This window comes from Clostridium ragsdalei P11, assembly GCF_001675165.1.
Lineage (GTDB): Bacteria > Bacillota > Clostridia > Clostridiales > Clostridiaceae > Clostridium_B > Clostridium_B ragsdalei.
Map to the genome: position 1 here is coordinate 51,175 of NZ_LROS01000033.1, position 15,512 is coordinate 66,686.

The 15,512-nt window shown below is 29.8% G+C and carries 11 protein-coding genes; 8 read left to right on the forward strand and 3 right to left on the reverse strand.

Annotation, left to right across the window (positions count from 1 at the left end; genetic code table 11):
- The first annotated feature begins 3 nt into the window (after nucleotides 1-3).
- From CLRAG_RS13605 to CLRAG_RS13620, 4 genes are all read left to right on the forward strand, one after another.
- Complete coding sequence (locus CLRAG_RS13605) at nucleotides 4-1,002, forward strand: LacI family DNA-binding transcriptional regulator (protein WP_065078927.1); 999 nt, start codon at nucleotides 4-6, stop codon at nucleotides 1,000-1,002.
- Between the two features lie 266 nt (nucleotides 1,003-1,268).
- Nucleotides 1,269-1,877 carry a DedA family protein gene (locus CLRAG_RS13610; protein ID WP_065078928.1) on the forward strand — a complete coding sequence of 203 codons (609 nt, stop codon included), beginning with the start codon at nucleotides 1,269-1,271 and terminating at the stop codon, nucleotides 1,875-1,877.
- A 221-nt stretch (nucleotides 1,878-2,098) separates the two neighbouring features.
- On the forward strand, nucleotides 2,099-6,184 hold the full coding sequence (locus CLRAG_RS13615) for an AAA domain-containing protein (protein WP_065078929.1): 4,086 nt from the start codon (nucleotides 2,099-2,101) through the stop codon (nucleotides 6,182-6,184).
- Between the two features lie 138 nt (nucleotides 6,185-6,322).
- A complete protein-coding gene (locus CLRAG_RS13620) occupies nucleotides 6,323-7,390 on the forward strand; it encodes a mannose-1-phosphate guanylyltransferase (protein ID WP_065078930.1) in 1,068 nt (355 codons plus the stop codon).
- 73 nt (nucleotides 7,391-7,463) lie between these two features.
- Here CLRAG_RS13620 and CLRAG_RS13625 read toward each other — a convergent pair whose 3' ends face one another.
- Nucleotides 7,464-7,715 (reverse strand): GIY-YIG nuclease family protein, encoded by a 252-nt coding sequence (locus CLRAG_RS13625; RefSeq protein WP_065078931.1) that lies wholly within the window; start codon nucleotides 7,713-7,715, stop codon nucleotides 7,464-7,466.
- Between the two features lie 20 nt (nucleotides 7,716-7,735).
- Nucleotides 7,736-8,350, reverse strand: a complete 615-nt coding sequence (locus CLRAG_RS13630; protein WP_065078932.1) for a DNA-3-methyladenine glycosylase — start codon at nucleotides 8,348-8,350, stop codon at nucleotides 7,736-7,738.
- Nucleotides 8,351-8,461: 111 nt separating this feature from the next.
- On the opposite strand from CLRAG_RS13630, the gene larC reads away from it, so the two are divergent.
- From larC to CLRAG_RS13645, 3 genes are all read left to right on the forward strand, one after another.
- A complete protein-coding gene (gene larC, locus CLRAG_RS13635) occupies nucleotides 8,462-9,739 on the forward strand; it encodes a nickel pincer cofactor biosynthesis protein LarC (RefSeq protein WP_065078933.1) in 1,278 nt (425 codons plus the stop codon).
- A 322-nt stretch (nucleotides 9,740-10,061) separates the two neighbouring features.
- Complete coding sequence (locus tag CLRAG_RS13640) at nucleotides 10,062-11,444, forward strand: radical SAM/SPASM domain-containing protein (RefSeq protein WP_065078934.1); 1,383 nt, start codon at nucleotides 10,062-10,064, stop codon at nucleotides 11,442-11,444.
- A gap of 139 nt (nucleotides 11,445-11,583) precedes the next feature.
- Nucleotides 11,584-12,849, forward strand: a complete 1,266-nt coding sequence (locus tag CLRAG_RS13645) for an ABC transporter substrate-binding protein (protein ID WP_065078935.1) — start codon at nucleotides 11,584-11,586, stop codon at nucleotides 12,847-12,849.
- Nucleotides 12,850-13,175: 326 nt separating this feature from the next.
- Here CLRAG_RS13645 and CLRAG_RS13650 read toward each other — a convergent pair whose 3' ends face one another.
- On the reverse strand, nucleotides 13,176-14,294 hold the full coding sequence (locus CLRAG_RS13650) for a glycosyltransferase family 4 protein (RefSeq protein ID WP_065078936.1): 1,119 nt from the start codon (nucleotides 14,292-14,294) through the stop codon (nucleotides 13,176-13,178).
- 187 nt (nucleotides 14,295-14,481) lie between these two features.
- Here CLRAG_RS13650 and CLRAG_RS13655 point away from each other — a divergent pair, with 187 nt between their 5' ends.
- Nucleotides 14,482-15,489 (forward strand): CotS family spore coat protein, encoded by a 1,008-nt coding sequence (locus tag CLRAG_RS13655; RefSeq protein WP_065078937.1) that lies wholly within the window; start codon nucleotides 14,482-14,484, stop codon nucleotides 15,487-15,489.
- Nucleotides 15,490-15,512 lie beyond the last annotated feature (23 nt).

A 15,512-nucleotide genomic window follows, 5' to 3' on the forward strand; every position in this document is an offset into this window, starting at 1 on the left:
AAGGTGGCAGCATCAATTAAAGACGTTGCTAGAGAGGCAGGGGTTTCAATAGCTACAGTGTCTAGAGTACTTAATGATGTAGACGTTGTAAATGAAGAAACTAAAAAAAAGGTTTTAGTAGCTATTGAAAAACTAGGTTATAGGCCCAATATAGTAGCAAGAAGTCTTAAAACTCAAAGAACAAGAACTATAGGGATAATAATCCCGGATATATCTAATCAGTTTTATCCTGAAATTGTAAGAGGAGCTGAAGATGTAGCAAATATATATGATTATAATATAATGTTATGCAATACTGATTTAGATATAGAAAAAGAAATGGAATATTTAAAGGTTCTGAAAGAGAAGATGGTAGATGGGGTTTTATATATGAGTAATTCCTTAGAACCAAAAATATTGGATCTCATAAAACAACTTCAGCTTCCAATGGTTTTAGTAGAAACTACAAATGAAAAAGAAAGTATACCTAGCGTAACTATTGACAATGAAAAAGCTGCATATGAAGGTGTAACTTATTTGATAAAAAATGGCAATAAGAATATAGCTTACATAGGCGAAAATACAGATATGGCAAATGCTAGTGCTGTAAGGTACAAGGGGTACAGAAAGGCTCTTGAGGAAAATAACCTTGAATTAGACAAAAGTAAGGTTTATTTTGGAAATGTTAAAGCAAAAGATGGTTATAAGGGAATGAGTGAAATACTCAGTAAAACTAAAGTAGATTCAGTATTTTGTACCAGTGATGAGGTGGCTATGGGTGCTATAAATGCACTTAGAGATAATAATATTAGGGTGCCTGAAGATGTGGATGTAATGGGATTTGGCAATATATATTCTGCCTCCATATTTTATCCTAAGTTAACAACTGTAGCACAACCTACTTACGACATGGGATCTGTTGGCATGAGGATGCTCATAAAATTAATAAATAAACAAGAATTCGAAAAAAAGAACTATGTATTGTCACATAAATTGATTGAGAGGGATTCCTGTAAAAAGTAATTTTATTTAGGACAAAAATTTATTTATCCAGGGACCTACTAACTCTAATACTCCCACTTCGAGAAGTGGGAGTATTAGAGTTAGTAGTCATCGGATAACGCCTTCTAAGTCCTAAGGGCACTAAGAAGCCTGTTAATAAGCATCAGGTGGAGTTAAAATCCCATCTGATGCGAAGAACTCTGTTTATAAAAAGTTAATACAAAAGTGTTACATTATGATATATAATTATAATCAAAAAATATATATTATAGGGAAAGGGAAACATAATGGTAGAAAAAATAATTGAAATAGTTATTTTTGTCTTAGATAAAACGGGATATATAGGCACGTTTGCAGCTATGGCCCTTGAGAGCGCCTGTATACCTATTCCAAGTGAAGCTATACTGCCATTTGGAGGATACCTAAGTTATACGGGAAGACTAAGTTTACCTCTTGTTATAATAGTTGGTACATTAGGAGGTACAGTAGGCTCTTTAGCTGCATATTATATTGGAAAAATAGGTGGAAGACCTTTAGTTGAAAAATATGCGGAAAAACTCAGATTATCTAGGTCCCATATTGAAAAAAGCGATTATTATTTTAGCAAATATGGAGAAAAAATAGTGTTTTTTTCTCGACTATTACCTATAATCAGAACTTTTATTTCTCTTCCTGCAGGGATAAGTAAAATGGAAGTTAAAAAATTTATAATTTACACTTTACTTGGATCTTCTATATGGAGTATTATTTTAGGATACGCAGGTTATAAAATGGGAGAAAAATGGACGATTATAAGACAATGGTTTCATTTTGCAGATATAGCATTAGTCGTCTTTATAGTTTTATTTATATTGTATAAGTTAGTGTATAAAAAAATAAATAGGAAAAACTCTTAGATGCAATTTAAGAAATAAAAAAAATTCAGTGAAAATATATTTCACTGAATTTTTTTGGCTGAAATTTGTATTTCATGAGGTACATAAAATCATTGAAAAAAATGCCGTCACATATATTTGAATTTTGTTTAACGATTTTTTTGAAGTATTTCCCTTATGATGGTATAATTTAACATAAAAGTAAATAGATTAATTAGTTAACCACTATTAGGAGGGGGATTATGGAATACAGGGAAAAGATAAAAGAGATATTTTCTTATTTGCTAAGATTAAAAAAACTAAATGAAAAATCCGTAAGAAATGTTTATGATTATGATAAGTTGTACTGGGAAGAAGAATTTTCCCATATGGCTGGATGTATTGTTGGAAAAACTGTTACCAGTGAAAATTGGATTGAGGTGAACAAAAAGTGTGGAAAGCTGTATCAGGAGTTTTTTAATCTATACCAGGAAAATGAAAAAAATGGAGAGAATTTTGAAATAGTTTTTGGACATGGTTTAATTGTATGGAATATAGATAAGGAAAAAATACTTCACCCTGTTTTGGCTACTAGAATGAAGATAGAATTTAATAAGGCAAAGGGTTCATTTATATTAATACCTTCAGGTAAGACTAGGCTAGAAACTTCACTTTTTGAAGGACTGAAAGAATGTAATATGTCTGATATTATTTCCCTTGCAGATGAAGTAAGTCGTGTGAATTTAGATCCAAGAAATATAGAAAAAATTAAGTCAGTATTTTTAAATCTAATTTCCAACATAGACGTTAAGGGTAAGTTGAGTCAGAGTAAGTTTTCAAAAAAGAAAATTTATTTCGAGCAGTTCCCTGTGATTTACAATTCCTCCGTTATATTGGTAAGAAAGAATAGTATGAAGTTATGGCAGGTTGAAATAGCTAATATAATTGATGAAATAGATAATGGATATGAAATACCTGAGACTATTAAAGCTTTAGTGGATGAAGATGGGTCAGATTACAGTGGAGTTGACAAAAGCGAATGGAAGGATGTGTCGGATAATTTGTTATTCCCTCTTCCTGCAAATTCAGAACAAAAAAGTATAGTAAAAAAAATATGTGAAAATTATGGAGTAGTTGTACAAGGACCACCAGGAACAGGAAAAAGTCATACTATAGTGAATTTAATATGCCACTTACTGGCAAATGGCAAAAGGATACTTGTGACTAGTCAGACAAGTAGGGCACTTAAAGTACTGACAGAAAAAATACCTGAAGAAATAAGACCACTATGTATAAGCGTTTTGGGAAACGATATCAATTCTTTAAATGACCTTAACAAAGCTGTAAGAAAAATAACGGACAACCTCTCTATGGATCCTGAAATTATGGATGAAGAAGTTAAAAGTTTGGAAAAAGAATTAAGCTTCTGCAGGAGAAATGAGGAGCTTCTGTATGAAAAATTAAAAAAGATTCGAGAGGGGGAAAATAGAAATATAAATTATGAGGGAAAGGAGTATGACATTGTATATATAGCAAAGTGGGTCAAAGACAATAAAGACAAATATTGTTGGATGAAAGATAGAATAAAAATTGATCAAGTAATGCCGCTATCAGATAAGGAATTCAACTTGTTAATATATCTCTTAGGGGATTTAGATAAGGATAAAAAGTGTAAGTTTGATAGCATGAAAAACATAATAAATAAATTACCTGACTTCAATGAAATATGTAATAAAATTTCAGAGTATAAAAAATTAAATGGTCAATATGAAAATTATATTAAAACTGTAGAAGGGTGGCATATACCTAATGATAATAAATGTAACTATGAAAAAGTTCTAGAGCTTGCAAATATATGCAAAAGTAAAATCACCAAACTTCAGGAAAAAAATATATGGTGGAATGTATTTCAGGATTATCACAATAGTAAGATATCAAAGCAAACATTTAGAGACTTGTTGTGTAAAAGCAGTGAATATATGTTGAGCTTGAGTAGAATTAATAATCAGATTAGAAATTGCAAAATAGAAATTCCTGAAAATGTAAGCAAAAATAAATTTATAGAGGACTTTGATATTTTATTTGATGTATTTAATGAAAAAGGAAAAGTAGGAAAAATATTTATGATTTTTCATCCTGAATGTAAATATATACTGGAATATTGTAAGGTAAATGGAGAATTATTAAAAAATACGGATCAAGCCTTAATAGTTAAACTCTATACCCAACAAGAGAGGATTTTTACTGCATTAAAAACTATGTGGAACAATGTAATGGAAGATTACGGTGGAGAGACAATAAACTCTAATTTAAGGGAAAGTGAGTTTATTGCTATTGAACAAAATTTAGACTACTTGGATGTTATAATAAATTGGGATATGGAGTATAAAAGAGAAATTTTAAGGGCTCTTGGAAAAATATCAGTTCCGCAAAATATTGATTGGCATAAGAAAGAAACCTATGATTATTTAATTAAATGTGTAAATTTTATAAAGAATATGAATAAATATAATGAAGACAAAGCATATATAGAGATATTGAAAAAGTTGATAAAAACTACGGAAAAGTTGAGAGACCTCTATAAAGCTGTGGACGATTTGAATATAGATGAAGTTAAGAAGATATTAAGTGAATTTGAAGAAATTAAATGTGTAAAAAATAAATCACTTAAAATAGACGAGTTAATAGGAAAAATGAAAAAAGTATGCCCCAAAACTTGCATAAATATATTGGATAATTGGTCTTATGATAAGGAAAAGTTCAACAGTTGGGGACAAGCATGGAAATGGGCTAAATGGAATAGCTTATTGCAGAGCACGTATGATTTCGATGACGATAACATAGGTGATCTTATAGAAAATGAAAAAAATAGAGAGAAGGTGCTTATAAAAGACATAGTATCAAGGAAGACCTGGTATAATCAGATAATTAAAACTAAGGAAAGTGAAAAGAGAAGCTTATTTTCTTGGGCTCAGGCAGTAAAAAGAATTGGAAAAGGCAGAGGTAAGATGGTGCCTCAGTATAGGAAGATAGCTCAAAAAGAAATGGAAAAATGTAAAAAAGTTATACCTGTATGGATTATGCCTTTAAATAGGGTTATTGAAAACATAAAGTTATCTAAAAATATGTTTGATGTAATAATATTTGATGAGAGTAGTCAGAGCGATATATTCTCATTGTGTGCACTTATGAGGGCTAAGAGAGCAGTTATAGTAGGGGATGACAAACAAATAAGCCCAGAAACTATAGGTATTGATCAGAATGTGGTGCATGATTTAATAGACAAGTATTTGGGAAATATACCTCAAAAAGAATGGTTTGATCTCCAAGTTAGTTTGTATGATACAGCACTTAGGGTATTTCCAAGCAGATTAATGTTGAAGGAGCATTTCAGATGCGTACCGGAAATAATAAATTTCAGTAATGATTTAAGCTACTCAGGTGAAATAATACCTCTTAGATATCCTAAAATATATGAAAAATTTTATCCAGCAATAAACACTGTTAAAGTAAATGGAGGAGTTAGAGATGCATCTAAGCCTATAAATGTTAAGGAAGCTGAATGCTTAGTAGACAAGGTCGTTTCCTGCTGTAGGGATAAAAGATATTCTAATATGTCTATGGGCGTTATATCTTTACTTGGGGAACCGCAAGGTCATCTTATAGAAAATATGCTTAGAGAAAAAATAGGGGTAGAAGAGATGATAAGTAGAAAGCTCATATGTGGAGATGCTTACTCCTTCCAGGGTGATGAACGGGATATAATGTTTTTATCTATGGTTATTTCAAAGGATGTAAAATTTGCTCCACTTACTAAAGAAAATGACATGAGGAGATTTAATGTAGCTGCAAGTAGAGCTAGAAATCAGATGTGGCTATTCCATTCAATAGACTTAGAAGATTTAAATGAGGAATGTGTGCGTTATTCTCTCTTAAATTACTTCCTAAATTATAATAAGTATAGTGTTAAAAATAAAAGTATGGAATATGCATTTCAATCTAGATTTCAAAAAGACGTGTATGGCATTATAAAAAACAAGGGATATAAAATTGTGCCTGAGGTAAAAATAGGTAAGTACAAAATAGACTTTGTTGTGGAGGATATGAGGAATAGGGTTGCAATTATATGTGATAGTGAGTTGTCTCAGAAAAATTACAGCTCTAAGGAAATTATGGAAACACAATTAGACTTAGAAAGATTGGGTTGGATATTTTATAAGATAAAAGAAGGTGAATTTTATTATAATCCTGAAAGGGTTATGGAAAAACTGTGGAATAAACTAAATAATATAGGTATTGAACAGTACAAGTTAGAAGAAATTCAGAATAAAAATCTTCAAGCTGTATAAAATATAGTGCCTTAAAAATATTTTTAGGGCACTATACTTTTAGCCTTGCAATGATAATAATATTTTAAACAGTATTTCACAATTACGATAATTTATACATAGTATAAAACATAGCAAGTATTATTTGGAGTGAATTTATTGTTGTATGCACTAATTCTTGCAGGAGGTAAAGGAACAAGATTATTTCCATTATCTAGAGCTAAAAATCCAAAACAATTTTTAAAAATTGTAAATAATAAGAGTTTTTTAAGAAATACTGTAGATAGAATCAAGCCTTTAGTTGATACAAATAATATATATGTGGTTACTAATGAGGAATATATAGATAGAGTTCAAGCAGAACTTCCAGATATAAGTAGAAATAATATATTTGCAGAACCAGAAAATAAAGAAACAGCCACCTGTATAGGATTTTCAGCGGTGAAATTGTTAAAAAAGGATCCTCTAGCTACTATGATAATTTTGCCTTCAGATCATTATATAGAAAGTGAAAAATTATTTATAGACACCATAAATAAAGCGGTGGAAATTGCAGAAAAGAAAAAAGGACTTGTAACTATTGGAGTTAAACCCATAAGACCTGAAACAGGATATGGTTATATTGAAATGGGCGAAAAAATAAATATAGGAGTTAATGCTTTTAAAGTAGAAAGATTTTTAGAAAAGCCCAACATAGAAGTTGCAAAAGATTTAATATTAAAAGGAACCTATTTATGGAACAGTGGTATGTTTGTATGGAGGGTGGATGTTTTTTTAAGAGAAATGCAGAAGTACCTTCCTAAAATGTATAAGTGTATGGCTCTTATATATAAAAGCCTGGATACAAAACAGGAGGAGAAGGTAATACAGGAACAATATAAACGTATAGATGGGATATCTGTAGATTTTGGGATAATGCAAAAAACCAGAAAAGCTTATGTCATTAAATGTGAATTTTTATGGGATGACATAGGTACTTTTACTGCGTTAGGGAGGTTTCTTAAGGACGTAAAGGGTAATAATGTAAAGGGGAATACTGTAATAGAGTCTAGCGAAAGTTGTACTGTATTTGGAGGTGATAAACTTATAATAGTATTTGGGGTTAAGGATTTGATAGTGATAGATTCTGAAGATGTGCTTTTAATTATGGACAAAAATAGAGATCAGGAGGTAAAATATTTAGTAAATATCTTAAAAAATAAAAGTAACTTAAAAAAATATATTTAATGAAGAAATTGTAATTACGGAATATAGAGGCAGTTTCCATTTAAAAGATAATGTCAGTAAGTTTGTAAAAATATCAAAGTTGCTGGCAGTTTTTTATTAAATGTAATTTACTTTGACGGGTCATTTTCTTTATGGTAAATTCTCTACGTAAAGCTTCACTTTTTGAGTCATATTCCTCAAAGTAAATCAATTTTACAGGAAGTCTTCCCCTAGTATATTTTGCACCTTTTCCTTTGTTATGAGTGGATATTCTTTTGTCTAAATCATTGGTGTAACCTGTATAAAGTGTTCCATCACTACATTCTAATATATATACATAATTCATTTTATAATTTCTTTCATAGTTTATTTTACGGATACGTAAGGATTATTTTCTATATAAAATCGCCAGAGATAATGTGAAGCTTCCTCAGCATAATCTACGCCTATACGTTTAGAACTTTTTATGCTGATATTTTCAATATTATTTCCTTGGATGTAAAGGTCACTTTTACAAAGATCTTTTCTATTTTGGCTTTTGTCTATGAGAAGTGCCTTGCAAAGTTTTCCAGGGCCATTGGTCAAATTCTTAATTTCACGTTTATTTAATAGGTTGTATTCTTTTTCATATCTGTTCAAGGACATGTCTTCTAGACAAGTGAGAGGTTCTAATGCTCTTATAAGGACTCCTTCAGGAATACCTTCACTTTCAGTTACTACATTGAAGCAATAGTACATACCATATATCATAAATACGTAGGAAAAACCACAGGGCCCATACAAGGCTTCTGTTCGTTTAGTACGTCTATTTCCATAGGCATGAGCAGCTTTATCTATAATTCCCTTATAAGCTTCTGTTTCTACTATTTTTCCAGATAATTTTTTACCATTTATTTCATGAACTAATACTTTACCTAGGAGATTTTTTGCAACTAATAAGGTATCCCTTCCGTAAAAATCTCTATCTAATTTATTAGACAAATTATGTAACCTCCTTTAGTCTTATATGATATTATTATATCATATAAGATTAATAATTATGTTATAGGGACTTTCAACTAGAAAACCTTTATGGAGTGGGAGATTAAAATTATGAAAATACTTTATTATGATTGCTTTTCTGGAATAAGTGGGGATATGAATTTAGGGGCTTTAATAGATGCTGGAGTAGATAAGGACTATTTAACTTTTGAATTATCAAAGCTTAATATAGATGGTTATGAGCTTAATATTAAGAAAGATGTAAAAAATGGCATATCAGGAACTAAAGTAGACGTAGTTTTGAAAAATAATTCTGTATGTTCACATCAACATAGAAACTTAGAATATATAGAAAACATGATAAGTTCAAGCAGTTTAAGTTCTAAGGTTAAGAAAATGAGTAAGGGAATTTTTAAAAAAGTAGCGCAAGCTGAAGCAAAGGTGCACAGTAAACCTATAAATGAAGTTCACTTTCATGAAGTTGGGGCAGTAGATTCTATAGTAGACATTGTTGGAGCTGCTATATGTTTTGATTATTTGAATGTAGATAAAGTGGAGGCTTCTAAGGTGGAAGTTGGTAGTGGGTTTGTAAAATGCGCTCATGGTATATTACCTGTGCCAGCACCTGCTACAGCAGAGATATTAAAGAACGTTCCTATAGAATCTAAAGTAAATTTTGAAGCCACTACACCAACAGGTGCAGCTATTTTATCTTATCTATGCCCAAAGTTTACTTCGGATAAGGATTTTAAAGTAACAAAAATAGGATACGGAATAGGAAGTAAGGATAACGATGATATTCCAAATGTTTTGAGGGTTTTTATAGGAGAACCTATATCTTATGAAAAGAATAGCCATAAGAATTGTTATTGGAATAAAGATGAGAAAACTGAATATATATTAGATAGAAGAAACATGGATAAATCTAGCTCTAAAGATGAATTAGGATGTATTAGAGAAGAAGCACAGGTTATAGAATGCAACATAGATGATATGAATCCTGAAAAATATCAATATATAATAGATAAATTGTTACAAATAGGAGCTTTAGATGCGTACTTGACGCCCATAATAATGAAGAAGGGAAGGCCGGCAGTAAAATTGAGCGTGCTTTATAAGGATGAAGCAGAAGAAGAGATTAGAGATATTGTTTTAACAGAAACTACTACCTTGGGATTTAGAAAACATAAAATAGAAAGGAATATGTTATATAGAGATTTTACAAAGGTAGTTACAAAGTATGGGCAAGTAAATGTAAAAAATGCTTATTACAAAGGTAAAAAAATAAAAAGCAAAATTGAATATGAGGATTGTAAAAAACTTGCTTTAAAAAATAAAATAAGTATAGATGACATATATAGGGAGGTTATGTCTAAAACATTTAAATGAAAAAGTGTTTTAGATGAAAAATTGCAGGATAAAATGAATTGTGTAATATTAAGCAGGAATTATTGAATATTTGCATCTAAAATTAATATAATATTATTTTAGATTTTATTAAATGTTGTTATGCTAATAAATGCATCTAATGTTATTTTATTGACAAATAACTGCTAAAAGGTATAATTATGGTATACGGTTTAAATAATTCATATTGTTTAATAGAAATTCATTTTTTTATATTATTGCGTATTTTCCCATAAATGAGAAGGAAATGGCTATTTTTTAAAGACTTATTTTTCATATTATTATTTATCAGGAGGAATGGCAGATGAAGGTAACTGGAATATTGGAAAAGGCAACTAAGAATGCATTAGCTAAAGCCGGTGTAGAATTGTTGAATAGAGACCCAGAAGAAAGCCTTGATAAGCTGTTTGCTTTGATTAAGAAAACAGTAAAAAAAGACGAAGAGAATTTAGCTAGAGTAGAAAGAGTTCAGGAATTATACGAAACTAATCAAGCAATTCATAAACTTGTTATAGACATTATTGAAAATTCTAATAAAAAGTGTATGGATAAACTTTTTACCAATTTTTTCTCAAATGCAGTTTGGTATGGAATGCCAAAAAGAGAGCAGTTTTTTCAAGATACAGGTATAAAGACACCATTTACAATATTGATGAGTCCATCTATGAGATGTAATTTAAGGTGTACAGGATGTTATGCTTCAAGTTATAGTAAAGAGGATGATATTCCCAAAGAGGAAGTAGATAGAATTATTGGTGAAGCTAGAAAACTTGGAATTTATTATTTTATAATTCTTGGTGGAGAACCGTTTATAAATGACTATATGCTTGACATATATAAGAAATATAATGATTGTATATTTACACCATTTTCAAATGGCACCCTTTTTGATGAGAAATTAGCAGATAAGATAAAACAGCTGGGAAATGTAATTCCTATGTTTTCTGTGGAGGGTTTTGAAGAAGAGACAGATAAAAGAAGAGGAAAAGGTATATTTAAAAAAGTTATGCATGCAATGGATCTTTTGAAGGAACGAGGAGTTTTATTTGGAGTATCTACTGCAACCAGTAGGTATAACATAGATACAGTTACATCAAGTGAATTTATAGACATGCTTGTTGAAAAGGGAGCAAAAATGGGGTGGTATTTCTTATTTATGCCTGTAGGTAAAGAACCTGATGTAAATTTGATGCTTACTCCAGAGCAGAGAATACGCTTAGGAGAAAAAATAAGAGAAATAAGAAATACTAAGCCATATTTTACTATTGACTTTTTTAATGATGCACCTTATGTTGGAGGATGTATTGCAGGAAAATACTATTGTCACATAAATTCCAAGGAAGAAGTAGAGCCTTGTATATTTGCCCATTTTGCAGTAGATAATTTAAAAGGCAAAAAACTTGTAGATGTATTTAAGTCAGATTTTTTTAAGGAATTAAGAAATAGACAACCATATAATAAGAACTTGCTATTGCCTTGCATGATGATTGACAATACCAATGAAATTAGGGAAATTGCTAAAAAGACAGGTGCGAGGCCTACAGATGAAGGTGCAAGAATGATGCTTGAAGATCTAGAATTTCAAAAACAACTTGATAAAGTATCAAAGGAATACAAGCCTTATGCAGAAAAGGCTTGGGAAAAAGACTTTAATTCTGAAGGAAATTATAAAATGTCTAAAGGCTAAACCTTTAAAATATCCAGAGAGATTTATTCTCTGGATATTTTATTTTAATAAGAAATTTGCGATTAATCACTGAAGTTGAAAGATAATTGGTATTATTATAAAATATACATATTAGATTGAAATCAATAGGAGAGTTTTTATGAAAAGATGTATAAGAATAACATTACTTTTAATAATGACAGTAATGTTATGTTTAATGGTAGTTTCTTGTAATAAAAAACAAAATAGCGAAAATAATGAAAGAGTACTTAAAGGAAATATTAAAATTGTTACGGACGTAGAGCATGGGCCTCAATTTGAACTTGCAGCAGAGGCATTTGAAAAATTGCATAAGAAAGTTAATATAAATGTTATTACAGTAAAGGATACAGATAACAATGTTGAAGCGATATTTAATGGACCGCAGTATGAAGCAGACATAACTACAATAAATGATAGCAGTATAAAGCACATTATAACTAAAAATTCAGAAAAATTTTTAGAGATGACAGGTTCGGTAAAGGGATATAAAGATGAATTATTAGCCAATAAAATTTATAATGATACTGTAAAAGGGAAAGTTTATGCTTTACCTTGGGACACTTATCCTAAAGCCTTGCTATATAGAAAAGATATATTTGCTAAAGAAGGAATAGATATAAATAGAATTAAAAGCTGGAGCGATTATATAGAAGTAGGAAGGAAAATAAGTAAAGATACTGGAAAGATATTTATTGCAAATTCTTCAGAAGACAATAATGATATTTATCTACTACTCTCAAATCAATTGGGAACATCTTATTTTAACCAATCTGGGAAATTAGACTTTAAATCGCAAAAGTGGGCTAGAGTTATTGAAATATCAAAGATCCTTTATGGAGAAGGGCTTATACAAGAAATTCCTTCTAAAGATGAAGTTATAAACAAGGCACAACTAAACAAGATAGTATCCTTTATTGCAGATCCTACTTATGCTGTAACTTTAATGAACAAGTTTCCACAGTCTAAAGGTAAATGGGGAGTAATGAAATTACCTGCCTTTGAAGATGGAGGTAATAGGGATGTGTCTTTAGGTGGAATTAATTTAGTTATAAATAAAAATACTTCTGAATCAAATTTGTCAGAGGAATTTGTAAAATTTGCACTTACAGATGGAAAGCTTCAAATGGATTTATTAAATAAGTATGGAAGATTTCCAGTTAGCACAGATGCTTATAATTTTGTAGATTTAAATAAAAGCATAACGTATTTTGATAGTACAATATGGAATCTCTTTGGGAGTGTAGAACAAGGATCATTTAGTATAAATTATACAAAAAATTTTCCTGATATAAGAGAAAAAATAAAAAGGGTCTTAAATGAAACAAACATTAAAAATGAAAATTATAAATCTATAATAGAAGGGGTAGAAACAATTTTAAAATAATTATATGAAACGTTTACAAAATTAGCAAAATGATGTATAATAGGAATATAGGGGATTAATCATAGGGATTTTTTAACATAAATAAAACCTTTTAACTAGGAGCGTCAGTAGTTAAAAGGTTTTATTTTATCCGATGACTACCTACTCTAATACTTCCACTTCTCCAAGTGTACGTTGCGAGCAGCTACGTTCCTGGATAACGATTTTCCCTAAAGGATAACGCCTTCTAAGTGCTAAAGCACTAAGAATCCTGTTAATAAGCATCAGGTGGAGTCAAAACTCCATCTGATGCCAAGAACCCTGTTTATTAAAAAGTTTGGGAGTATTTACATATCTAAAATTTTTTTATAAACTTTAATAGTTTTTTCAGAAGATTTTTCCCAAGAGTATTTAGAGGATTGCTTTAAGGCTTTTGTACTCAACTCATTTCTTATATTTTCATCGTTAAGTAATGCTTCCATGGAATACATAAGGCTTTTTAAGTCAAATGGATCTATAAGTATACCACCATCTTCTACTATTTCAGGAATAGATGAAATACGTGAGGTTATTACAGGGGTACCGCAGCTCATTGCTTCTAGAGGAGGTAGTCCAAAACCTTCATATAAAGATGGATATATAAATACGTCACAGGCATTATAAAAAGTAGGAAGCATGTTTTCTTCTACAAATCCTGTAAACTTAATGTTATTATCTATATTCAAATCTGTACTCAAGTTTCTCAATTTACATAATTCATCTTTATTGGAACCTATAATAACTAAATCATAATTCTTATCTAAATTTTTATGAATTTTAGAAAAAGCAGTAATTAGTGAAGATACGTTTTTCCTAGAGCTAAAACCACCTATATAGAGAATAAAGGAATTTTTTATGTTATATTTATCTTTTATGTTGTATTGGCATTTATCTTTATCCAAAGGTTTATATTTTTTATCTGCAGCTAAAGGAGTTACAAATATTTTATTTTCATCTATAGGAAAAAATTTCAGAATATCTTTTTTTGAACAATTCGATACAGTTATTATTCCATCTGCCAGTTCAACAATATTAGGAAGTTCTTTTAAAAATTTTGATAAATATCCTTTACCTACAGTCTCAGGAAGTATATATGGTATTAAATCGTGAATGGTAACTACCTTTTTGCAGGTTATATTTTTTGATATGCCAATACCGTTTTGGGGAATGTGGTATATATCTACAGCTTCTTTTTTTAAATTTTCTGGAAAATAATATTCTTCAAAGAATCTATGGTGTTTTTTAGAGCTCATCAATATTTTAGTATTTTCATATAAAAATTTTTCGTAATTGCTCCCGGACCAGTATATATTATAAAAATTCTCTGTATGATTTTTAAGCATATATTTTAAGATCTTAGCTGTATAAGTGCCTATACCGGTACCTTTATACCAATTGATTCCTCTTCCGTCAATGGCAATTTTCATTGATTTTATACCTCCACATTCTAGTAATTCTAAAATGGTTAAAATGTTATATTATATAATATTAATACTAATATAAAAAGGTGAATACAAATTGCAGATGAATAATTAGGTGGATATTTTAATTTAGCACACACGGATATATTTATTCATATACTACATATATAGTAATTTTTGGAGGAAAAGGCTTTTGGATATATTAGAAGTAAAAAAATATGTTGAAGATGCTTATGATCTCCATATTGAATTTATAGAAAAAGTTAAAAGTATATATAAGGTTCATACAAAATACAATAAATATTGCTTAAAGGTAATAAATTACGATTTTGGACATTTCTTATTTATAATTTCTGCCATAAAGCATCTCCAAAATAAAAACTTTAAGAGCATACCTGAAATAATTGAAACTAAGCAGGGAAAAGATTATATAGAAATAGAAAGGGGTTATGCCTATTTATGCAGATGGGTTGACTCTAGACAGTGTAATTTTGAAAATCCATTGGATGTTTTAGTTGCAACTTCTAAGTTAGCAGAACTTCATAAAAAAAGCTGTAATTTTAAAGTGCTAAAAAATATGAATCCTAGGATAGGATGGTTTAAGTGGATAGATACTTTTAAAACTAGAGAAAATGAAATAGTAGATTTTAAAAAAAGAATATTAAAAAAAGACCATAAGGAAGAATTTGATATATTGTATCTAAATTCTATGGAAAAGGAAATAAATATTGCGGAAAAATCTATAGAAGATTTAAAAAAGACCAGATATTTAGATGAAATGAAACAAGAAATCTTAAGTAATGGATTTTGTCATCATGATTATGCCAATCATAATATTTTAATAGATACTGGAGGAGAAATAAACATTATAGATTTTGATTACTGTATATTAGATACACATCTTCATGACCTGTCTAGTTTGCTTATAAGAAGGATGAAAAACGGCAAATGGGATATGAATAATGCGTCTTTTATAATTGATGCATATAATGCTATAAATGTTGTAAAAACAGAGGATATACCTATTATGTCAGCTTTTATGGAGTTCCCTCAAGGGTATTGGCAGCTTGGAATACAGTATTATTGGGAAAAACAGCCTTGGGGAGAAGAGGCGTTTATTAAAAAGTTAAGGAGAATTTTAGGTGACACAAGAGAAAGACTGGAATTCATAGATGAGTTTAAGAAGAGCAAATGTAATTAAGATTTTAAAAGGAGGAACATCTA

Excerpts from the sequence above, each read along its gene's own strand:
- CLRAG_RS13625 (WP_065078931.1), bottom strand. The coding sequence starts at position 7,715 with ATGAATTATGTATATATATTAGAATGTAGTGATGGAACACTTTATACA.
- CLRAG_RS13645 (WP_065078935.1), top strand. The coding sequence starts at position 11,584 with ATGAAAAGATGTATAAGAATAACATTACTTTTAATAATGACAGTAATG.
- CLRAG_RS13615 (WP_065078929.1), top strand. The coding sequence starts at position 2,099 with ATGGAATACAGGGAAAAGATAAAAGAGATATTTTCTTATTTGCTAAGA.
- larC (WP_065078933.1), top strand. The coding sequence starts at position 8,462 with ATGAAAATACTTTATTATGATTGCTTTTCTGGAATAAGTGGGGATATG.
- CLRAG_RS13640 (WP_065078934.1), top strand. The coding sequence starts at position 10,062 with ATGAAGGTAACTGGAATATTGGAAAAGGCAACTAAGAATGCATTAGCT.
- CLRAG_RS13650 (WP_065078936.1), bottom strand. The coding sequence starts at position 14,294 with ATGAAAATTGCCATTGACGGAAGAGGAATCAATTGGTATAAAGGTACC.
- CLRAG_RS13610 (WP_065078928.1), top strand. The coding sequence starts at position 1,269 with ATGGTAGAAAAAATAATTGAAATAGTTATTTTTGTCTTAGATAAAACG.